The organism is Micromonospora sp. Mcm103, assembly GCF_024519755.1.
In the GTDB taxonomy this organism is placed as follows: domain Bacteria; phylum Actinomycetota; class Actinomycetes; order Mycobacteriales; family Micromonosporaceae; genus Micromonospora; species Micromonospora aurantiaca.
On sequence record NZ_JALJRJ010000031.1, the window covers coordinates 21,489 to 41,053 of the forward strand.

Annotated in this window: 22 protein-coding genes and 1 tRNA gene; 11 read left to right on the top strand and 12 right to left on the bottom strand. The window is 72.0% G+C overall.

All coding sequences use genetic code 11. The annotated features are described in order from the left end of the window. Positions 1-52 precede the first annotated feature (52 nt). On the top strand, positions 53-1,783 hold the full coding sequence (locus tag OC439_RS28110) for a CTP synthase (protein ID WP_262016061.1): 1,731 nt from the start codon (positions 53-55) through the stop codon (positions 1,781-1,783). A 34-nt stretch (positions 1,784-1,817) separates the two neighbouring features. Then, the gene (locus OC439_RS28115) at positions 1,818-2,423 is read left to right on the top strand and encodes an NUDIX domain-containing protein (RefSeq protein ID WP_262016062.1); all 606 of its coding nucleotides are present in this window, start codon (positions 1,818-1,820) and stop codon (positions 2,421-2,423) included. Between the two features lie 67 nt (positions 2,424-2,490). Here the strand turns inward: OC439_RS28115 and OC439_RS28120 are convergent, their stop codons facing one another. Continuing rightward, entirely contained in the window at positions 2,491-2,844 is a 354-nt protein-coding gene (locus tag OC439_RS28120; RefSeq protein ID WP_410054965.1) for a TM2 domain-containing protein, read from the bottom strand. A gap of 186 nt (positions 2,845-3,030) precedes the next feature. Here OC439_RS28120 and ald point away from each other — a divergent pair, with 186 nt between their 5' ends. The 9 genes from ald (at position 3,031) to OC439_RS28165 (ending at position 11,428) form a co-directional block, all read left to right on the top strand. After that, entirely contained in the window at positions 3,031-4,146 is a 1,116-nt protein-coding gene (gene ald / locus OC439_RS28125; RefSeq protein ID WP_030274367.1) for an alanine dehydrogenase, read from the top strand. 11 nt (positions 4,147-4,157) lie between these two features. Beyond that, positions 4,158-5,129 (top strand): site-specific tyrosine recombinase XerD, encoded by a 972-nt coding sequence (locus tag OC439_RS28130; RefSeq protein ID WP_262016063.1) that lies wholly within the window; start codon positions 4,158-4,160, stop codon positions 5,127-5,129. A 194-nt stretch (positions 5,130-5,323) separates the two neighbouring features. Next, complete coding sequence (locus OC439_RS28135; RefSeq protein ID WP_013285595.1) at positions 5,324-6,247, top strand: ParA family protein; 924 nt, start codon at positions 5,324-5,326, stop codon at positions 6,245-6,247. A gap of 41 nt (positions 6,248-6,288) precedes the next feature. Then, positions 6,289-7,296 carry a segregation and condensation protein A gene (locus tag OC439_RS28140; RefSeq protein WP_262016064.1) on the top strand — a complete coding sequence of 336 codons (1,008 nt, stop codon included), beginning with the start codon at positions 6,289-6,291 and terminating at the stop codon, positions 7,294-7,296. Between the two features lie 4 nt (positions 7,297-7,300). Further along, on the top strand, positions 7,301-8,200 hold the full coding sequence (scpB, locus tag OC439_RS28145; protein WP_262016065.1) for an SMC-Scp complex subunit ScpB: 900 nt from the start codon (positions 7,301-7,303) through the stop codon (positions 8,198-8,200). Beyond that, positions 8,187-8,957 carry a pseudouridine synthase gene (locus OC439_RS28150; RefSeq protein WP_194799866.1) on the top strand — a complete coding sequence of 257 codons (771 nt, stop codon included), beginning with the start codon at positions 8,187-8,189 and terminating at the stop codon, positions 8,955-8,957. The genes scpB and OC439_RS28150 overlap by 14 nt, the downstream gene beginning before the upstream one ends. A 172-nt stretch (positions 8,958-9,129) precedes the next feature. Continuing rightward, the gene (gene cmk, locus OC439_RS28155) at positions 9,130-9,810 is read left to right on the top strand and encodes a (d)CMP kinase (RefSeq protein WP_262016066.1); all 681 of its coding nucleotides are present in this window, start codon (positions 9,130-9,132) and stop codon (positions 9,808-9,810) included. Further along, positions 9,807-11,216: a ribosome biogenesis GTPase Der gene (gene der, locus OC439_RS28160; RefSeq protein ID WP_262016067.1), complete on the top strand. Its 1,410-nt coding sequence runs from the start codon at positions 9,807-9,809 to the stop codon at positions 11,214-11,216. The genes cmk and der overlap by 4 nt, the downstream gene beginning before the upstream one ends. A gap of 138 nt (positions 11,217-11,354) precedes the next feature. Beyond that, a tRNA-Pro gene (locus tag OC439_RS28165) sits at positions 11,355-11,428 on the top strand. A 114-nt stretch (positions 11,429-11,542) separates the two neighbouring features. Here the strand turns inward: OC439_RS28165 and OC439_RS28170 are convergent. The 11 genes from OC439_RS28170 to OC439_RS28220 all read right to left on the bottom strand — a co-directional run bounded on the left by OC439_RS28170 (position 11,543) and on the right by OC439_RS28220 (position 19,553). After that, complete coding sequence (locus tag OC439_RS28170) at positions 11,543-11,947, bottom strand: tyrosine-type recombinase/integrase (RefSeq protein ID WP_262016068.1); 405 nt, start codon at positions 11,945-11,947, stop codon at positions 11,543-11,545. A gap of 426 nt (positions 11,948-12,373) precedes the next feature. Then, complete coding sequence (locus tag OC439_RS28175) at positions 12,374-12,595, bottom strand: hypothetical protein (protein WP_262016069.1); 222 nt, start codon at positions 12,593-12,595, stop codon at positions 12,374-12,376. Positions 12,596-12,603: 8 nt separating this feature from the next. After that, positions 12,604-13,572: an ornithine carbamoyltransferase gene (locus OC439_RS28180; protein WP_262016070.1), complete on the bottom strand. Its 969-nt coding sequence runs from the start codon at positions 13,570-13,572 to the stop codon at positions 12,604-12,606. 25 nt (positions 13,573-13,597) lie between these two features. Continuing rightward, positions 13,598-14,599 carry a 2,3-diaminopropionate biosynthesis protein SbnA gene (gene sbnA, locus OC439_RS28185; RefSeq protein ID WP_262016071.1) on the bottom strand — a complete coding sequence of 334 codons (1,002 nt, stop codon included), beginning with the start codon at positions 14,597-14,599 and terminating at the stop codon, positions 13,598-13,600. A gap of 55 nt (positions 14,600-14,654) precedes the next feature. Then, positions 14,655-15,689 (bottom strand): hypothetical protein, encoded by a 1,035-nt coding sequence (locus tag OC439_RS28190; RefSeq protein WP_262016072.1) that lies wholly within the window; start codon positions 15,687-15,689, stop codon positions 14,655-14,657. A gap of 61 nt (positions 15,690-15,750) precedes the next feature. Beyond that, positions 15,751-16,251: a TlpA family protein disulfide reductase gene (locus tag OC439_RS28195; protein WP_262016073.1), complete on the bottom strand. Its 501-nt coding sequence runs from the start codon at positions 16,249-16,251 to the stop codon at positions 15,751-15,753. A 6-nt stretch (positions 16,252-16,257) separates the two neighbouring features. Then, the gene (locus OC439_RS28200) at positions 16,258-16,797 is read right to left on the bottom strand and encodes a MauE/DoxX family redox-associated membrane protein (RefSeq protein ID WP_262016074.1); all 540 of its coding nucleotides are present in this window, start codon (positions 16,795-16,797) and stop codon (positions 16,258-16,260) included. Continuing rightward, on the bottom strand, positions 16,794-17,228 hold the full coding sequence (locus OC439_RS28205; protein ID WP_262016075.1) for a lasso peptide biosynthesis B2 protein: 435 nt from the start codon (positions 17,226-17,228) through the stop codon (positions 16,794-16,796). Before OC439_RS28205 ends, OC439_RS28200 begins: the two co-directional genes overlap by 4 nt. Beyond that, the gene (locus tag OC439_RS28210) at positions 17,225-17,485 is read right to left on the bottom strand and encodes a lasso peptide biosynthesis PqqD family chaperone (protein ID WP_262016076.1); all 261 of its coding nucleotides are present in this window, start codon (positions 17,483-17,485) and stop codon (positions 17,225-17,227) included. The genes OC439_RS28205 and OC439_RS28210 overlap by 4 nt, the downstream gene beginning before the upstream one ends. Next, entirely contained in the window at positions 17,482-19,221 is a 1,740-nt protein-coding gene (locus tag OC439_RS28215; RefSeq protein ID WP_262016077.1) for an asparagine synthase-related protein, read from the bottom strand. The genes OC439_RS28210 and OC439_RS28215 overlap by 4 nt, the downstream gene beginning before the upstream one ends. Before the next feature lie 137 nt (positions 19,222-19,358). Further along, positions 19,359-19,553, bottom strand: a complete 195-nt coding sequence (locus tag OC439_RS28220) for a keywimysin-related RiPP (RefSeq protein WP_262016078.1) — start codon at positions 19,551-19,553, stop codon at positions 19,359-19,361. Positions 19,554-19,565: the final 12 nt, after the last annotated feature.

Consider the following 19,565-nt stretch of genomic DNA (forward strand, 5'->3'; position numbering starts at 1 on the left):
CTGATCGGCACGGCGGTTCGCACGACCGCTACGGACGACACGGGAGCAGGCCTTGGCCCCTACAGCACGGACGACCAGGCACATTTTCGTCACCGGGGGCGTCGCCTCCTCGCTGGGTAAGGGCCTCACCGCCTCCAGCCTCGGGAGTCTGCTGACCGCGCGCGGACTGCGCGTGGTGATGCAGAAGCTCGACCCGTACCTGAACGTCGACCCCGGGACGATGAACCCGTTCCAGCACGGCGAGGTCTTCGTCACCGAGGACGGCGCCGAGACCGACCTCGACGTCGGGCACTACGAGCGGTTCCTCGACCGGGACCTCTCCGGCAAGGCGAACGTCACCACCGGCCAGATCTACTCGGCGGTGATCGCCAAGGAGCGGCGCGGGGAGTACCTCGGCGACACGGTGCAGGTCATCCCGCACATCACCAACGAGATCAAGGCCCGCATCCGCGGCATGGCCGACCCGGACGCCGACGGCCAGGTGCCCGACGTGGTGATCACCGAGGTCGGCGGCACGGTCGGCGACATCGAGTCGCTGCCGTTCCTGGAGTCGATCCGGCAGATCCGCCACGACCTGGGCCGGGACAACTGCTTCTACCTGCACGTGTCGCTGGTGCCGTACCTGGCGCCGTCGGGCGAGCTGAAGACCAAGCCGACCCAGCACTCGGTGGCGCAGCTGCGCAGCATCGGCATCCAGCCCGACGCACTGGTGCTGCGCTGCGACCGGGAGATCCCGGAGAAGGTCAAGGAGAAGCTGTCGCTGTACTGCGACGTCGACCGGGAGGCGGTCACCGCCGCGCCGGACGCGCCGAGCATCTACGACATCCCCAAGGTGCTGCACCGCGAGGGCCTCGACGCGTACGTGGTGCGCCGGCTCGGCCTGTCGTTCCGCGACGTGGACTGGACCCGCTGGGACGACCTGCTGGAGCGGGTGCACCAGCCCCGGCACACGATCACCGTCGCGCTCGTCGGCAAGTACGTCGACCTGCCCGACGCGTACCTGTCGGTCAGCGAGGCGATCCGGGCGGCCGGGTTCGGCCACCGCGCCCGGGTGCAGCTCAAGTGGGTGCCCAGCGACGACTGCGTGACCCCGGCGGGCGCCGCCGCCGCGCTGTCCGGCGTCGACGGCATCGTGATCCCCGGCGGCTTCGGCGTCCGCGGCATCGAGGGCAAGGTCGGCACCGCCCGGTACGCGCGGGAGAACGGCATCCCGCTGCTGGGCCTCTGCCTCGGCCTGCAGTGCATGACCATCGAGGTGGCCCGCCACCTGGCCAACCTCGACGGGGCGAACTCCCTGGAGTTCGACGAGGAGGCCGTGCACCCGGTCATCGCCACCATGGCCGACCAGGAGGACATCGTCGCCGGGCGCGGCGACCTGGGCGGCACCATGCGGCTCGGGGCGTACCCGGCGAAGCTGGCCGAGGGTTCGATCGTCGCCGAGGCGTACGGCAGCACCGAGGTCAGCGAGCGGCACCGGCACCGGTACGAGGTGAACAACGCCTACCGTGACCAGCTCACCAAGGCCGGCCTGACCATCTCCGGCACGTCGCCGGACGGGCGGCTGGTCGAGTTCGTCGAGCTGGACCGCAACCTGCACCCCTTCTTCGTGGCCACCCAGGCGCACCCGGAGCTCAAGAGCCGGCCCACCCGGCCGCACCCGCTGTTCGCCGCGTTCGTCGGCGCCGCCGTGGCGTACTCGCAGGCCGACCAGCTGCCGGTGGACCTGGACGGCGCGTCGAAGAAGGCCGGCCGCAGCGGTGGCGCGAAGGCCTCGGCGAAGTGAGCGGCCGGTCCGCGCGAGCGGGCGGGGCGGCGGCGTGAGCGGCGTCGAGCACCGGTACGAGGTGACCGGCCGCCGCCAGATCTGGTCCGGCCGGATCTTCTCGGTGGTCAGTGACGACGTCACCATGCCCGGCGGCGGCAGTGCAAGCCGCGACTACGTGCGGCACGTCGGCGCGGTCGCGGTGGTGGCGCTCGATGACGCCGGTCAGGTGGTGCTGATCCGCCAGTACCGGCACCCGGTCGGCCGGCACCTGTGGGAGCTGCCCGCCGGGCTGATGGACGTCGGCGGCGAGGATCTGGCAGTTGCCGCGCTGCGGGAGCTGGCCGAGGAGGCGGACCTGACCGCGGGCCGCGTCGACGTGCTCGTCGACCTGCACAGCTCGCCCGGGTTCACCGACGAGGTGGTGCGGGTCTTCCTGGCCCGCGACCTGGCCGACGTGCCGGCCGACCAGCGGCACGACCGGCACGACGAGGAGGCCGACCTCCAGGTGGTCCGGGTGGACCTGGACGAGGCGGTACGGATGGTGCTGGCCGGCGAGATCACCAACGCGTCCTGCGTGGCCGGGCTGCTCGCCGCCGCCCGCGCCCGCGACACCGGCTTCACCGAGCTGCGCCGCCCGGAGGCGCCGCTGCCGCGCTGATCCGGCACGGACGACGAAGGGGCCGCCATGCGCACTGCGCCGGGCGGCCCCTTCCGTACGCCGGTGGTCAGTCGCGCAGCGGGCGTCCCTGCCCGTCGACACCGCCGTTGACGAGGATCAGGATGCCGTCGACGAGGCCCCAGATCGCACCGAAGCCGCACGTCACGAGCGTGACGATGAGCTGGATGACACCGGTCTTGGTGTCGCCCATGTAGAACCGGCCGATGCCGAAGCCGCCGAGCAGGATCTGAAGCACACCCGCGACGACCTTGCTCTTGTCCGAGACGCCCTGCGGGTACTGCTGATAAGGAGTGGTCATGAGCGGACACAATAGTGATCGGTTCACATCCTGTCGGCCTCGCCACCCAGCCGGTGGGAAGATGTCATCGAACTTTGTCCTCTCGGCGGATGGCGTCTCCACCGGGCAGTCCGAGGCATGCCTGACACACCGTCAGGACCAGCGGGCACCGGATGTCACAGTGTCGCCGTCCGTGGGCTTCCCACGGGCCTAGACTGCCGCCGGCGGGACAGGAGGACCACGCCGGCAACGGAGCCGGCGCGGCCGCGCAGTCGGGGGTGAGCCGCCCCGGAGGAAGGTGTCTGCATCGTGAAGGTCGGAATCCCCCGCGAGGTCAAGAACCACGAGTACCGGGTGGCGATCACGCCCGCCGGCGTCAACGAGTTCACCCGCCACGGCCACGAGGTCTTCGTGGAGGCAGGCGCCGGAGTCGGCTCCAGCATCACCGACGACGAGTTCGCCGCCGCCGGCGCGAAGATCCTGGCCACCGCCGACGAAGTGTGGGACACCGCCGATCTGGTGCTGAAGGTCAAGGAGCCGATCGCCGAGGAGTACCACCGGATGCGCGAGGGGCAGGTGCTGTTCACCTACCTGCACCTGGCCGCGTCCCGCGAGTGCACCGACGCGCTGGTCGACCGGAAGGTCACCGGCATCGCGTACGAGACGGTCGAGCTGCCCGACCGCTCGCTGCCGCTGCTGGCCCCGATGTCCGAGGTGGCCGGCCGCCTCGCCCCGCAGGTGGGCGCCTTCTACATGATGCGCACCGGTGGCGGTCGGGGCGTGCTGCCCGGCGGCGTCTCCGGTGTGTACGCCGCGAAGACCGTGGTCATCGGCGCGGGCGTGTCCGGCCTGAACGCCGCCGCCATCGCGCTCGGCCTGCAGTCCGAGGTGCTGCTGCTCGACAAGAACGTGGCCCGGCTGCGCTCCGCCGACGCCATCTACCGGGGCCACCTGCAGACCGTCGCCTCCAACGCGTACGAGATCGAGCGGGCCGTGCTCGACGCGGACCTGGTCATCGGCGCGGTGCTGGTGCCCGGCGCGAAGGCCCCGAAGCTCATCTCCAACGAACTGGTCTCCCGGATGAAGCCGGGCAGCGTGCTCGTCGACATCGCCATCGACCAGGGCGGCTGCTTCGAGGACTCGCGCCCGACCACGCACGCCGACCCGGTCTACAAGGTCCACGACTCGATCTTCTACTGCGTGGCGAACATGCCCGGCGCGGTGCCGAACACCAGCACCTACGCGCTGACGAACGTGACCCTGCCGTACGCCCTCGAACTGGCGAACCAGGGCTGGCAGCAGGCGCTGCGCAACGACCCGGCGCTGGCCCTCGGTCTGAACACCCACGCCGGCAAGGTCGTCTACGGCCCGGTCGCCGAGGCGCACGGCATGGACGTGCTGCCGCTGGACGAGGTGCTGAGCTGACCGACGCCGCCGTGCGCGCGGCCGGCGCGGAACCCGCGCCGGCCCTGCGCCGTGCGGTCCGGACCTATCTGGACCACCTCACCGTCGAACGCGGGCTGTCCGCGAACACGCTCGCCTCGTACCGCCGCGATCTGGACCGCTACCTCGCCACACTGGCCGCCGCCGGGGTGGACGACCTGGCCGCAGCCGGGCCCGCGCAGGTCGAGGCCCACCTGGCCCGGCTGCGCGCCGGCGACGACGACCACCCGCCGCTCGCCGTCTCCTCCGCCGCCCGCGCGGCCAGCGCGGTACGCGGCCTGCACCGCTTCGCGTTGCGTGAGGGCCTCGCCGGCGCCGACCCCAGCCGCGACGTCCGCCCGGCCGCGCCGCCGCGCCGGCTGCCCCGCGCGCTGCCCGTCGACGCGGTCCTGCGGCTGCTGGAGGCCGCCGACCTGCCCGGCGCCACCGGCGACGCCGCCGCCCGCGCGCTGCGCGACCGGGCGCTGCTGGAATTCCTGTACGGCACCGGCGCGCGCATCTCCGAGGCGGTCGGCGCCGCCGTCGACGATCTGGACCTGGACGCCGGCGCCGTGCTGCTGCGCGGCAAGGGCGGCCGGATCCGGCTGGTCCCGGTCGGCGGGTACGCGGCCGACGCGCTGCGCGCCTGGCTGGTCCGGGGCCGCCCGGCGCTGCTCGCCGCCGGGCGCGGCACCCACGCGGTGTTCGTGAACGCGCGTGGCGGCCCGCTCACCCGGCAGGGCGCCTGGGCGGTGCTGCGTACCGCCGCCGCACGTGCCGGCCTGCCGGTCGACGGTCCCGACGCGGTCTCGCCGCACACGCTGCGCCACTCGTACGCCACCCACCTGCTCGACGGCGGCGCGGACGTACGCGTGGTGCAGGAACTCCTCGGCCACGCCTCGGTGACCACCACCCAGGTCTACACGCTGGTGACGGTGGAGCGGCTGCGCGAGGTGTACGCGACGGCGCATCCGCGCGCCCGCTGAGCGCCGACGTGGCGAGCCCCGGCTGACGGGCGGCCGACACGCCGACCCGCTACCGAACGCGCTGCTGGCCGGTGGCGTACAGTCGGCATCGGCGCGGGCCTCCAGGTGCGACGGACCGGGGGTGCGCAGCGGCGCCGCGAGGGACGTCGGACGGCTCCGACGCCGGGTGGTCGTCGGGAGGGGGCAACGAGGACATGGCAGGAAACGGTGACCGTGCCGAGACCTGGACGTCGGAGCTCCGTGAGCAGCAGGCGACGCTCGGTGCCGATCTCGGCCCCGCCGACCCGGCCGCGTACACCATGCGCAAGCCGATCCCCGAACCCATGCCGACCGACCGGCACGGCCCGGCGCGGATCATCGCGATGGCCAACCAGAAGGGTGGCGTCGGCAAGACCACGACGACCATCAACCTGGGCGCGGCCCTGGCCGAGTACGGCCGCAAGGTGCTGCTCGTCGACTTCGACCCGCAGGGCGCCCTCTCCGTCGGGCTGGGCGTCAACCCGCACAACCTGGACCTGTCGGTCTACAACCTGCTGATGCAGGACGACGTCACCGCCGAGGACGTCCTCATCAAGACCGACGTGGCCGGCCTGCACCTGCTGCCCGCGAACATCGACCTCTCCGCCGCCGAGATCCAGCTGGTGAACGAGGTCGCCCGCGAGATGGCCCTGGCGCGGGTGCTGCGGACCATCCGCAAGGAGTACGACTTCATCCTGATCGACTGCCAGCCCTCGCTGGGCCTGCTGGCGATCAACGCGCTCACCGTCGCGCACGGCGTGCTCATCCCGCTGGAGTGCGAGTTCTTCAGCCTGCGCGGTGTCGCGCTGCTGCTGGACACCATCGACAAGGTGCGCGAGCGGCTCAACTTCGACCTGGAACTCGAAGGCATCCTCGCCACCATGTACGACAGCCGCACCACCCACTGCCGCCAGGTGCTGCAGCGGGTGGTCGAGGCGTTCGGCGACAAGGTCTACCAGACCGTCATCACCAAGACGGTGAAGTTCCCCGAGTCCACGGTGGCCGGTGCCCCGATCACCACCCTCGACCCGGCCTCCTCCGGCGCGCGCAACTACCGGCAGCTCGCCCGGGAGGTCATCGCCGCCCAGGCGGACCGGTAGGGCGCACGCCGGCCGCCCGCCGCGTCGTCTACGGTTTCCCGGTGACCGCACCGCCCCTCGACCCGCCGCACGGCCCCGGCGACCCCGCCGTCGCCGCGGAGCTGGCCGCCGAGGTCGACGGTGTGGTGCCCGCCGACCCGGGCACCGGCGAGCAGACGAGTGGCTTCACTGTCCGGCTGGACAACTTCACCGGCCCGTTCGACCTGCTGCTCCAGCTGATCAGCAAGCACAAGCTGGACGTCACCGAGGTCGCGCTGCACAAGGTCACCGACGAGTTCATCGCGTACCTGCGCGCCATGGGCGACCAGTGGGACCTGGACGAGACGAGCGAGTTCCTGCTCGTCGCCGCCACCCTGCTCGACCTGAAGGCGGCCCGGCTGCTGCCCTCGGCCGAGGTCGAGGACGAGGAGGACCTGGCGCTGCTGGAGGCGCGGGACCTGCTGTTCGCCCGGCTGCTGCAGTACAAGGCGTACAAGGAGGCCGCCGCGCACATCGCCGAGCTGGAGGCGGTCGGCGGCCGGCGCTACCCGCGGGCGGTCACCCTCGAACCGCGGTACGCCGAGGCACTGCCCGACCTGGTGCTCGGCATCGGTCCGGAGCGGCTGCGTACGCTCGCGGTCAGGGCGATGAGCCCGAAGCCGGTGCCCGAGGTCTCCATCGCGCACGTGCACATGGTCCGGGTCAGCGTCCGGGAACACGCCGGCATCATCGCCGACCGGCTGCGCCGAGCCGGTATCGCCACGTTCTCGCTGCTCTGTGCCGACTGCGAGATGACGCTCGAGGTGGTGGCCCGGTTCCTGGCGCTGCTGGAGCTGTACCGGCAGGGTCTGGTGGCGTTCGTGCAGGAGCAGGCGCTGGAGGACCTGACAGTCCGCTGGACCGGCCCGGCCGACGGCGAGGCCGAGCTGACAGTCGACGAGTACGCCGGCAGCCCCGAACCCACGACCACGTCCGTCCCCGCCGCCGACACCGTGCCGAGCGATGCCACCGCATCCGACGCCGCCGTGCCCACCGAGGCGGCGGACGAACCCGCACCGACGCAGGAGTGAACGGATGAGCGACCAGGAACGCCGCGACTCCCTGGCCGACCAGGCCGCCGCATGGGTGCCCCCGTGGGAGCGCCCCGCCCCGCCCAAGCCCGCCCCGGACGACTCCGCCGCGCCCGCCGAGCACCCGGACCCCGACATCACGGACACCGCGTCGGAGTCCTCCCCAGCTGTCCCGCCTACGCCGGATCTTGGTACGGAGGCGCCCTCTGAGGGGCGGGACCGCACCAAGATCTCGGGAGAGGGCGGGGTCGGGGACGACGCTGGGCAGCGGGCGGGTGGGGGAGCGGGTGCTGACGGCGTACCCGCTAAGCGGGGACGGCGGCGAGCCGTGCCGGAACCGGCGCCCGCGCCCGTCCTGGACGACGCGGAGCTGCGCGGCGCCCTGGAGGCGATCCTGCTCGTGGTGGACCAGCCGGTCAGCGAGCTGGTCCTGGCCGAGGTCCTCGAACAGGCCCCGGAACGGGTCGGCGCGATGCTCGACGAGATCGCCGCCGGGTACACCGCGGCCGGGCACGGGTTCGACCTGCGCCGGGCGGCGGGTGGCTGGCGTCTCTACACCCGGCCGGAATACGCGACGTACGTGGAACGGTTCGTACTGGACGGGCAGTCCGTGCGGCTGACCCAGGCCGCGCTGGAGACCCTGGCCGTGGTCGCCTACCGGCAGCCGGTGACCCGTTCGCGCATCTCGGCCATCCGGGGTGTCAACTGCGACGGGGTGCTCCGTACCCTGGTGGGTCGCGGCCTGGTCGAGGAGTGCGGCACCGAAGCGGACAGCGGCGCCTACCTCTACCGGACCACCACCATGTTCCTGGAGAAGCTGGGGCTGAACTCGGTGGACGACCTGCCGCCGCTCGCCCCGTTCCTTCCCGACGACGTAGAAGAGCTTGCCGATGCGACGCGATGACCGTGCCCCGAAGCCCGACGCCCCCGTGTACGAGGGCGCCGAGCGCCTCCAGAAGGTGCTCGCCGCCGCGGGGGTGGGTTCCCGGCGCGCCTGTGAAGACCTGATCTTCCGGCGCCGGGTCACCGTGAACGGGCGGGTGGCGCAGCTCGGCGACAAGGCCGACCCGACCCGCGACGTGATCGTCGTCGACGGGGAGCGGCTGCAGGCCGACGTCCGCCTGGTCTACGTGGCGATGAACAAGCCGCGCGGGGTGGTCACCACGATGGCCGACGAGAAGGGCCGCACCGAGCTCGCCGACTTCATCGGCGCGCGGCTGGAGCAGCGGGTCTACCACGTCGGGCGACTGGACGCCGACAGCGAGGGGCTGCTCCTGCTCACCAACGACGGCACCCTCGCCCACAAGCTCATGCACCCGTCGTACGAGGTGCTCAAGACCTACCTCGCCGAGGTAGCCGGGCCGATCCCGCGCAACCTGGGCAAGCGGCTGACCGCCGGCATCGAGCTGGAGGACGGGCCGGTGAAGGTCGACGGGTTCAAGCTGGTCGACACGCTCGGTAAATCCGCCCAGGTGGAGCTGACCCTGCACGAGGGGCGCAAGCACATCGTCCGGCGCCTGATGGCCGAGGTGGGACACCCGGTGTCCCGTCTGATCCGTACCTCGATCGGGCCGATCAAGCTCGGCGACCTGCGCACCGGGCGGATGCGGCGGCTCACAAACGCGGAGGTCGCCGCCCTGTTCAAGGCGGTGGGTGACTGACCCCGATGATCGGGGTACGGCTCCCGGTAGGCTTCGACGCGGTCCGCGGGCCGGCACACGCCGGCCCGGCGGGACGCCCGCGCGGCGCGGGCAGAATTGACGACAGAACCATCCGCTCAACGGCGCCTGAGACACCGGGCGACCTGCGAGGTACGGGCTGAGGAGGACAACGGTGGAGGAAAACGTACCGGCCGGGCGATGCGTGGTCGCTGTGGACGGGCCGTCCGGTTCGGGGAAGTCCACCGTGTCGCGGCGACTGGCGACGGGCCTCGGCGCCCGCTACCTCGACACCGGCGCCATGTACCGGGCGTTGACCTGGGCGGTCCTGCGCTCCGGCGTGGAACTCACCGACACCGAGTCGGTGGCGAAGGTCGCCGCCGAGGCCGACCTCCGCATCGGCACCGACCCCCAGGGGTACGCCGTGACAGTCGACGGCACCGACGTGTCCACCGCGATCCGCGGCGCCGAGGTGACCGGAGCCGTCTCCGCGGTGGCCGCCGTCCCCGCCGTACGCGAGCTGCTGGTGGACCGGCAGCGGCGGGTGATCGCGGACGCGGGCCGGATCGTGGTCGAAGGCCGGGACATCGGCTCGGTGGTCGCGCCGGACGCGGACCTGAAGGTGTACCTGACCGCCTCCGAGGCGGCGCGCGCGAAGCGGCGCAGCGCCGAGGACGCCGCCGACGTCGCGGCGACCGCCGCCGACCTGGCCCGCCGGGACCGGCTCGACTCGACCCGCAAGGTCAACCCGCTGCAGCAGGCCCCCGACGCGGTGGTGCTGGACACCACCGAGCTGGGCATCGACGAGGTAGTGGCGCGCCTGCGGGACATGCTCACCGAGCGAGGCGTGGCATGAGTGACGACGATTTCGGTGGCTGGGTGGAGTTGCGCGAGCCGGAGGCCGACTCCGGTGAGCCCACCGGCCCGCAGCCCGTGGTGGCAGTGGTCGGCCGGCCCAACGTCGGCAAGTCCACGCTGGTCAACCGCATCATCGGCCGCCGGCAGGCGGTCGTGGAGGACATCCCCGGCGTGACCCGGGACCGGGTGCCCTACGACGCGCAGTGGAACGGCCGGGCGTTCACGGTGGTGGACACCGGCGGCTGGGAACCCGACGCCAAGGACCGCGCCGCGGCCATCGCCGCCCAGGCCGAGATCGCGGTGGTCACCGCCGACGTGGTGCTGTTCGTGGTGGACGCCATGGTCGGCTCGACCGACGTGGACGAGGCCGCGGTGAAGATGCTGCGCCGCAGCGCGAAGCCGGTCATCCTGGTCGCGAACAAGGCCGACAACACCACCATCGAGATGGAGGCGACCGCGCTGTGGTCGCTCGGCCTCGGTGAGCCGTTCCCGGTCTCGGCGCTGCACGGCCGCGGCTCCGGCGACCTGCTCGACGCCATCCTGGACGCGCTGCCGGAGGCGCCGAAGATCGTGGAGAACCGGCCGCGCGGCCCGCGCCGGGTCGCACTGGTCGGCCGCCCCAACGTCGGCAAGTCCAGCCTGCTCAACCGCTTCTCCGGCGAGGAGCGGGCGGTGGTCGACTCGGTGGCCGGCACCACAGTCGACCCGGTCGACAGCCTGGTCGAGATCGGCGGCGAGACGTGGCAGCTGGTCGACACCGCCGGCCTGCGCAAGCGGGTCGGCAAGGCCAGCGGCACCGAGTACTACGCCAGCCTGCGCACCGCCTCGGCGATCGAGGCGGCCGAGGTCGCCGTGGTGCTGATCGACTCCAGCGAGGTGATCAGCGAGCAGGACCAGCGGATCCTCACCATGGTCGTCGAGTCCGGCCGGGCGCTGGTCATCGCCTTCAACAAGTGGGACCTGGTCGACGGTGACCGCCGCTACTACCTGGACAAGGAGATCGACCGGGAGCTGCGGCGCATCCCCTGGGCGATCCGGCTGAACCTGTCCGCGAAGACCGGCCGCGCCGTCGACAAGCTCGCGCCCGCGCTGCGCAAGGCGCTCGCAAGCTGGGAGACGCGCATCCCCACCGCGCAGCTCAACCAGTGGCTCACCGCGCTGGTCCAGGCCACCCCGCACCCGGTACGCGGCGGACGCGCGCCACGCATCCTGTTCGCCACCCAGGCCGGGGCGGCACCGCCGCGGTTCGTGCTGTTCACCACCGGGCCGCTGGACGCCGGCTACCAGCGCTTCGTCGAGCGCAAGCTCCGCGAGGAGTTCGGCTACGAGGGCAGCCCGATCGAGATCTCGGTACGCCCCCGCAAGAAGCTGGGCCCGGGCGGCCGGGGCAAGGCCCACGGCTGACGCGCTCGCTGTCGCACGCCACCCTCCTAGGATGCTCTAGGGGGTGTGGCGCGCGGCGCGGGAGGGGCCTCTGCGCACGGTGCGAAGATCCTGCGCTAAGCTGTACCGGCTGCCGCGGGGGAGACCTGGCGGGGGCATCGGGACGTGGCGCAGCTTGGTAGCGCACTTGACTGGGGGTCAAGGGGTCGTCGGTTCGAATCCGGCCGTCCCGACAAAGAAAAAGCCCTGACCAGCGGGAACGCTGGTCAGGGCTTTGATTTTCTTCGATGGAGATTTGAACCGCCCCCCGAAAACCCCCCGTTTACGCGGTGCGGCAACCAAGTTCGTCATCGTTGTGCATTGTTCTCTCCTGGCGACGGTCCTTGGCTGCTCGGGTGGCTGCCGAGCCGTTCGAGGATGCCGGACACGTCTGGGGCTTGCACCGGCTTGGCGATGTAGTAGGTGTCGGTGACCTCCTCGCTGGAGTGCCCGAGTTGCGCTGCCGCGCTCTTGGTATCGATCTCCTCCTTGATGAGGGTGGCGACGGTCTTTCGGAAGGTGTGCGGGGTGACCCAGTCGAGGTCGGCTTCGGCGCGGGCCTGGCGCCACTGACGGCGGACGTTGTTGGGGGAGAGCCAGGTGCCTCGTCGGGAGGCGAAGATCGCGTCGTGGGGGTTGTCCGCGGCGGTGAGTTTGCGGGCCATGAGCATGCCGACCGCGAACCAGGGGAGGACGACCCTGAGGTGCGTCATCAACTCAAATACCCCCGCGTTTGTGTCAAGCCGTTGTCGGGTCTGCGCTGGAAACACTCCATGAATGTGTCGAAGACCCGTCAGTGACACCTGGGGTGATCACCGGTGCCATTGCAGAGGAAAAAGACGTATCGACGTTGCTGCGGTAGGTGGTGCGGATAGCGTGGTCAACCCCCGTGCTGGCCGGTCCTCAAATGGACTGTAGTCGGCAGGAACGCTCGTTGCGCTCGCCGGTGCGGTCGATCGGCAAGCCGGCGGTGAACGGCGGCTGAAGGCCTGCTCGAAGGGTGGAAAACCGCGTCCCGAAATTGGCCTTGACGAAGGCAGGAAAGGTCGCTCCCGCGGCGAGAGAACGATTGTCGCCGGGCCGGCCCCCCGCCCGCCGTTTCCGCTATTAGATCAGTGTCAGCGGCATCCGTCGGATGTTCAGCTCGTGGCGATGTGCGATCGCCCGGAGTCCTCCTCCTCGTCGGTCAGCGTCAGGTGGATCGCCCGGTCCATCAACGCGGCGCGGTGGGGCGGTGCCACGCACGCGAGGAGCTCGCCGGCCCGGCGTACCGCCGAGCCGATCCGCAGTGGATGAGCCGAGCGCAGAAGATCGGCGACCCGGGCCACCAGTTCGTCGGGCCCCAGGTCCGCCGCGTCCATCGCGCCCCTCATTCCCGGCCGGCGAACGCGTGCTCGAGTACCGCCATCGCGCTGTACAGCTTCATCCGTGCCTGCGACCACGCGATCGAACGCGTCCCGTCCAGGACGGCTCCGGTGACCTCCTCGCCGCAGTGGGCCGGCAGGTCGTGCAGGAACAGCGCCTTGGGCGTACGCGCGAGAAACGTCTCGTCGACGTGGAACGGCCGGAACACCTCCCGCCAGTCCGGGTTCGGCTTGCTGGTGCCGGTGGTCTGCCACCGCGTGGTGTAGACGAACTCCACGCTGTCCGGAACGGAGGCCGCGTCGTGCGTCTGGATGACGGACCCCCCATGCCCGGCCGCCCGGGCAGCCGTCGTCCTCAGCACGTCCTCGGGCAGCCCGAATCCGGCCGGAGTCAGCAGATGCAGCCGGGTGCCGGCGAAGTTGCTCAGGCCCTGGGCGAGCGCGGTCGCGGTGTTGTTGCCCTCACCGATGTAGAGCACCTCCACCCGGTCCAGCGACCCGCGGTGCAGCAGGATCGTGGCCAGGTCGCAGATTCCCTGGGTCGGGTGCTCCTCGGCGGCCATCGCGTTGATCACCGGGAGGCCGCTTTCCGCGGACAGCAGCCGCATGTCGGCCAGCGACCCGGCGGTGCGGATGACGATGCCGTCGAGCATCAGGCCCAACGTGCGCGCGGTGTGGGCGAGTGACTCACCGGTGTTGGTCTGCAGGTCGCCGGGGCCGTACCCGATGGCCCGGCCGCCCAGCCGCTCGATGCCCGCGGTGAAAGCGGTCCGGGTCCGGGTCGACGTCCGGGTGAAGACCACACCGACGAGCCGCCCCCGCAGCGGCTCGTGGTGGGCGGCGGGATCGCGGTACAGATCGACCGAGCGGCGGGCCAACGCGCCCAGGACGTCCGGCGTGAGATCGGCCAGCGAGAGCACGCCGCAGGCGGCCCGGCGCGGGGGCAGCCCGGTGAAGGCATCGGTCATTGACATGGGTCTTCCCTCCAGGTGGTGCGGCTCAGACAGGGTCGGGACAGGCGGCCGTGGGCACGTCGGACCTGCCGGTGGGCGCCGGGGGCGCGTCGAGCCCGCGCTCGGCGAGCCAGCCGGATTCGTACAGGGTGCCGGCGTACCGGTCGCCGAGGTCGGGGCTGATCGCGACCACGACCGAGCCCGGGCGCAGCATCCGGGCGCGCGCGGACACCCCGCTGAGTACCGCGCCGGTGGAGCCGCCGCCCAGCAGGAAGTAGCGGTCGCGCAGCAGCCGGCAGGCCTGCACGGTGTCGTACTCGGAGACCATCACCAGGTCGGTGACGTGCCGCAGGGAGGCGATCGCGGGTGTACGGCTGGTGCCCAGCCCCGGGATGTGCCGCCGCCCCGGCGGGGTGCCGAAGGTGGTCGACCCGATGATGTCGACTGCGAACACCTTCGTCTCCGGTCGGTGCTGGGCGAAGTACTGTGCGCAGCCGGTCAGAGTTCCGGTCGTGCCGGCGCCCACGAACACGGCGTCGACCTCCGGAAACTCCTTGAGGATCTCGGCTGCGGTGGTGTGATAGTGGGCCATCGTGTTAACCGGGTTGGCGTACTGGTTGGGCCAGACCAGCGTGGGGTCGGCCGCCATCCGTTCCTGCAGGTGGGCCAAGCGCATCGACAGGAACCCGCCGTTCGCGTCCCGCTCGTCGATCACGACAACGCGGGCTCCGTACGCCCGCATCAGGGCGATCGTCGCCGGGGCCGTGTTCAGGTCGGTGACACAGGTGAAGCTGTATCCGCGGGCGTTGCACACGATGGCCAGCGCGATGCCGAGGTTGCCGGAGGACGACTCGATGACACGGCTGCCGGGCCGTAGCAGCCCTCGCTGCTCCAGGTCGTCGACCATGGCCAGGGCCGGCTTGAACTTGATCGAGCCGGCGGGGTTCATCGCCTCGATCTTGAGGTAGAGGCGGCTGTCCGGCAGGAAGCCGGACAGTTCCAGGAACAAGTCGGGAAACTGGAGGTCCAGCGCGGATTGAAAGATCAACGGTAGCTCCACGAAGATGGTCGGGGACGACGGCCGGACGTGGAAGACATGCGGTTCAGAGCAGTTCGAGGAGTTGCCCGGCGCCCGTCGCCCGCGCGACCTGGGCGACGGCATGGATCAGCGCGACGTCCAGGACCGCCATGCCGAACGGGTTGCTGATGACGTATCCCTGCTGCGGGCGCTGCGCGGCGCGCCGGCCGATCAGCACCTCGCCGAGGCTGCCGTCGATCACTCGGGCGTCCGGCCGTCCGGGCTCGTCGACCGTGGCCAGCGAGCCCTCCTGCAGCAGCCGCCCCATGACCCGGCGTGGGTTATCCCGGACAAGCTCCACGTCGTCGACGAAGATCGCCTCCGCGGACCGGAACGCATCCTCGGTCAGGTCGTCGAGCGACACGTGCGCCACGAACGAACCGGCGGCTGGCCATCCGGCCGGGATGTAGGGGTCGTTGCTGGTGGTCGCGGTGATCAGGACCGGGGCGGCGCCGGCCGCCTGCCGGGCACCGGCTACGACGCTGACCTCCAGGTCGGGCCGTCGGGTCCGGAAATCCTCGCGGAACGCCCGGGCCCGAGCGGGTTCGAGGTCGAAGACGTACGCCTGCCGGACCGCCGGGAACGCCTCGGCGATCGCCTCCAGGTGCACCCGCGCCAGCGTGCCGGCGCCGATCAGGCTGACCGCGTCGAACGACTCCGGGCCGAGATGGCGCAGGCTGACCACGGTGTAGGCGGCCGTACGGACCGCACTGAGCAGCCCGGCTTCGGCGACCACGCTGGGGCGTGCGGTCTCGGAGTCGAAGGCGAAGCTGAGACCGCCGGCGCGTTCCAGGCCGCGCTGGGGGTTGCTGACCGAGGCGTTGATCAGTTTCATGCCGTAGGCCATCGCGTCGCCCGACGGCACCGCGCCCAGCATCGCGATCGCCCGGCTGTACGCGCCCACGCTGTTGGACCAGCTGAGGTAGCCCTCGGCCGGAAGCTCGGTGCGGCCGAGGGCGTGCTCACGCAGGGTGCGCGCCACCACCTCGGCGGCGTCCAGCTTGGACAGACACGCCGCGACGGCGGCGCGGTTCAGGAAACGAATGCTTTCGCCTGGCATCTTCTTCTCACATTTCTCTACAGATCTCTTCGCCGGCCAGGCCGGGAGGTGGTCGGATGGGTCACGGCTCGGCGAGTCCGGGAACCGCGTCGGCGTGCACGCCGGTCCACGCCAGTCGCCCGTCCGGAGCCACCACGAACAGCGCCGGGAAGCTCCGGATCCCGAACGCACGCCGTAACGACTCGTCGCTGTCCACGACGACCCGCGCGGCCGGGGCCAGCCCGGTCAGGAAGTCGGCGGAGGCGGTCGGCCCGGAGATCACGGCGACGGCCCGGTCCGGCCCGCCCGGCCACCGGGCGGCGACCCGGCCGAACCCCTTGCGTTCCTTGCGGCACCGGGTGCAAGTGGGCGAGAAGAACGCGACCAGCGTGTCCCCGTCGGGCCCGACGAAGTCGTGCACGACCTCGCCGCGCGGCAGCGCCTGCGCGGGCACCCCACGCTCCTCCACCTCGGTGAGCAGTTCGGCGTGGTAGCGCAGCCGCCGGACGAGCGCCACGTTCAGCGCGGTGTTGAACGCGCAGACCAGCGCGAGCAGGACGACGACGGTGACGAGTACGCTCATCGGACCTCACAGGCGTGCCGGGAACAGGGACGTGATGTCGTTCAGCCGGACCAGGAACGCCGCGAGCAGCACCGCCGCGACGAGGCAGACCAGCACCCCGGCCAGGTCCGTGCCCCCGGTTCCGGCGACCCCGAGCGTGCTGCCCGCGCCCACGGCGGCCACGACCAGCAGCAGCGCGTTGCGCACCAGGCCGACCCGGCGGGTGGTGGCCGCCGAGCCGAAACACCCGCACGCGACGACCGGGCCGGCGTCCGGCATCCGGGCCAGCCGCCGGGAGAACAGCGACAGCAGCACGATCGCCGTAGCGGCCGCCCACGGGGCCGTCCGCGCCGGAATCGAGCCGGCGGCCACCGCGGTCTCGCCGGCGACGACCAGTACCGCGAGCACGTCGGCGCGGCGATCCTGTAGGCCGGTCAGCGTGCGGGTGGCGTGCCGGAACCGCGCAAAGGCGGGGGCGCCGCGGGTCTTGGCGGTCACCGATACCGCGAACACCATGGCGAGCGTGCCACGGCAGATCCAGGAGAGGTACAGCAGCGTGGTGGTCATCCCGCGCTTCCTCGCTCGGCCGGCGGGACGGTCAACAGCGGGATGTGGAAGTCGGGCGGGTACGGCTCGTCCACGGCGGTGCCCTGGGCCTCCACCCATGCATGCGCGCCGAACGGCGGGTGCCGGCGGACCCCGGCGACCCAGGTCGGCCAACCGCCGCGCATGCGGCAGAGCAGCGCGGTGGTGATCGACCGGGGCAGGCAGCCCAGCGGGCCCGCGCAGAAGGCACTGTTCGCCACCGTGTGCCGGCGGGCGGCAGCGGCCTCGGCGAAGGTCGCGGGCCGGGCACCGCGGCTCGCCTGACGCAACACCCAGCAGATCTGCGCCGGCGGGCGCCGGGCCAGCACCCGCGCGAAGGCCACCACGCTCAGCACCCCGAGCCGTTGCCCCAGCCGGCCCGGCCGGTGGGCGAGAACCTGCTCGGTGGTCATGTCGCGACCACCAGACCGGCGGACTGCAGTTCGGCGAGGAACGCCGGTACGTCGGCGGCCATCGCCTCCGGGTCGCCGTCGAACTCGGCCGCGAGTCGGTCGGTCACCTGCGCCATCGGCGCGTCCTCCAGGATCGAGGCGAGCGCGGTCGTGGCGGTCGCGTTCAAGGTCCAGTACTCGCCGGAGGCGGAGTCCAGGAGCACGCCGCCGTACTCGGTCGGCGTCCAGGAGACGTGGGCGGGCAGGGTCCAGCTCATCGATTGTGCTCTCCGTTTCCGGGAATCGGTCTCTCGTGGACGCGCAACCAGGTTTCGGCGGCCAGCGTCTGGTCGAGGTCGTAGAAGGTGCGATCACCGGGCGTCTCGAGCGCGGCGCGCAGGGCCGCGCCGTCGATCAGGCCACGCTCGGCCAGCCGCGATCGTTCCGCCAGGTCGAGCAGCGCGGCGCGGTGACGGTCGGCACCCCGCAGCGCGGCGATAGAGGTGTCGGCCTTGGTCGACCGGCTGCGCAGCGCTTCCGGCAGGACGTCACGCATCGCCCGGACGATCAAGGGCTTGTACTGCTGCGGTAGGGCGATGTCGGCGGTGCGTACGCTCAGGGCCACCTTGACCACCTGATCGTCCAGGTAGGGCAGCGCGGCGGTCATCCCGACCCGCCGGGACGCCTGGGCCAGATGCCGGCCGGCGGCTGCGCCGGCGTACAGCCCGGCCAGCCGGCCGTGCAGCCCGCGGTCGTCCTGCAGGGGGGTCGCCGCCGAGGCGTGGTCGCGCAGGATCCGGCGTACGGTGGCGCGGGCGTCGGGTGCGGTCCAGGGGGCCAGGCCGACCGGTGGCCCCCAGCTCAGCATCGGACCGTTGAAGCCGGCCTCCTCGGTGGCGAGCCCGTCGGCGAGTGAGTCGAACCAGCCGCCGTACGAACGCCGGTCGAGCACCGCCCGCAGGGTGGCGCCACGCTTCCAGCGATAGGCCGCGCGCAGGAGTCGCAGGTGGCGAAGGGCGAGGCGGGGATGCGTACGCAGGAGGGTGAGCTGCAGGGCCGGGTCGGCCGTGAGCAGTTCGTCGCCGCCGAAGCCGGTGAGGCGTACCCGGGCGCCGTGGTCGGCGGCCCGGCGTGAGGTGGCCAGGAACCCGGCGCGGTAGATGACCGCCGCGGTGGGCTCGTCGAACCGATCGGCGGGCTCGTGCAGATCGGTGTAGGGCAGCGGGTTCGCGTCGCCGGCGACCACCTCATGGGTCACCTTGCCGAGTTCGCGCGCGGCCAGCTCGGCCCAGGGCAGGTCGTCGTCGAGCGGGTCCGGGCTGACGCAGGTCAGGCCGACCACGTTGCGGCCTTGCCGCACGGCGAGCGCGCAGAGCGAGGTCGAGTCCATGCCGCTCAGGTCGCTGGAGATCACATCGCCGGGGCCGCCCCGGACCGCGACGGCCTCGGAGAGTGCCTGGTGCAGGCCGACGGCTGCGGTCTCGAGGTCGAGCGACGGCTCGGGCGGCTGCCACCGTCGCCGGGCGCGCGGCGTTCCCGCGAGGTCGAGGACGAGCCGTTCGTCCGGCCGCACGGCGCGAATGCCCCGCCATACCGGCTGCCAGAACATCGGCCACGGCGAGAACGGGGTGAGCAGCCGCAGTGCCAGCGCCTCGTCGTCCACCTCGGCCCCGGTCAGGGCGGCCAGCACGTCGGCGCGGTCCGAGACCAGGGCCGGTCCGCCGGCGCGGTGGTGGTAGACGCGCCGGTAGCCGGAGAGGCTCCCCTGTACGGCGACACCGCCGGGCGCCGAGGCGATCGCGTGGAAGCTGCCCGGTTCGTCCTGCACGCTCGCGCAGAGCCGCTCGGGGTCCTGCGCGCCACGCGCGAGCCGGAGCAGGTCCTCGGCGGAGAGCCGGTGCTCGCCGAGCACGGCGAGACGGTTCGGGCCGAGTTCGGCCGTCACCGCCTCGCCGGGCTGCCAGCGACCCACCAGCCAGGGGCGACCGGACGCGTGGCCGATCGTCTGCAGCACGCCAGTGAGCTGCTCCAGACGTCGCGCCAAGGGCTTTCCGGCGTCGCTGTCCGGTAGCACCACGAACCACGACACTTGTGACGCCGGGTCTGGCAACTGCGTCATGATCGTCCCTTCGGCTCAGCGGGTCCGCAGGGTCAGCTGCAGATGGCCCTCGGCTTCTGGGTGACGTACGACTCGCGGCAGTTGGTGAAGAGGCTGCCGGCGGTCTTCTGGGCGAACGCGCCACCCCTGGTCAGCGTCGGGCGCTGGTACGACTTCTTGGCCATCTCGATGCACTCCTTCCCGGTGGGTAACTCGGACCGGTCCAGGCCGCTCCTACCGCGGGTCATCGGGCGAGCCTG

Bases quoted from the DNA above. Each gene is read 5' to 3' on its own strand.
- OC439_RS28200 (WP_262016074.1), bottom strand. From the start codon at position 16,797: ATGACCACCACGCTGCTGTACCTCTCCTGGATCTGCCGTGGCACGCTC.
- OC439_RS28135 (WP_013285595.1), top strand. From the start codon at position 5,324: ATGGCAGGAAACGGTGACCGTGCCGAGACCTGGACGTCGGAGCTCCGT.
- der (WP_262016067.1), top strand. From the start codon at position 9,807: ATGAGTGACGACGATTTCGGTGGCTGGGTGGAGTTGCGCGAGCCGGAG.
- OC439_RS28210 (WP_262016076.1), bottom strand. From the start codon at position 17,485: ATGAGCTGGACCCTGCCCGCCCACGTCTCCTGGACGCCGACCGAGTAC.
- OC439_RS28220 (WP_262016078.1), bottom strand. From the start codon at position 19,553: ATGACCCGCGGTAGGAGCGGCCTGGACCGGTCCGAGTTACCCACCGGG.
- OC439_RS28170 (WP_262016068.1), bottom strand. From the start codon at position 11,947: ATGACGCACCTCAGGGTCGTCCTCCCCTGGTTCGCGGTCGGCATGCTC.
- OC439_RS28150 (WP_194799866.1), top strand. From the start codon at position 8,187: ATGCGACGCGATGACCGTGCCCCGAAGCCCGACGCCCCCGTGTACGAG.
- scpB (WP_262016065.1), top strand. From the start codon at position 7,301: ATGAGCGACCAGGAACGCCGCGACTCCCTGGCCGACCAGGCCGCCGCA.
- OC439_RS28180 (WP_262016070.1), bottom strand. From the start codon at position 13,572: ATGTCAATGACCGATGCCTTCACCGGGCTGCCCCCGCGCCGGGCCGCC.
- OC439_RS28195 (WP_262016073.1), bottom strand. From the start codon at position 16,251: ATGAGCGTACTCGTCACCGTCGTCGTCCTGCTCGCGCTGGTCTGCGCG.
- OC439_RS28190 (WP_262016072.1), bottom strand. From the start codon at position 15,689: ATGCCAGGCGAAAGCATTCGTTTCCTGAACCGCGCCGCCGTCGCGGCG.
- OC439_RS28205 (WP_262016075.1), bottom strand. From the start codon at position 17,228: ATGACCACCGAGCAGGTTCTCGCCCACCGGCCGGGCCGGCTGGGGCAA.
- OC439_RS28175 (WP_262016069.1), bottom strand. From the start codon at position 12,595: ATGGACGCGGCGGACCTGGGGCCCGACGAACTGGTGGCCCGGGTCGCC.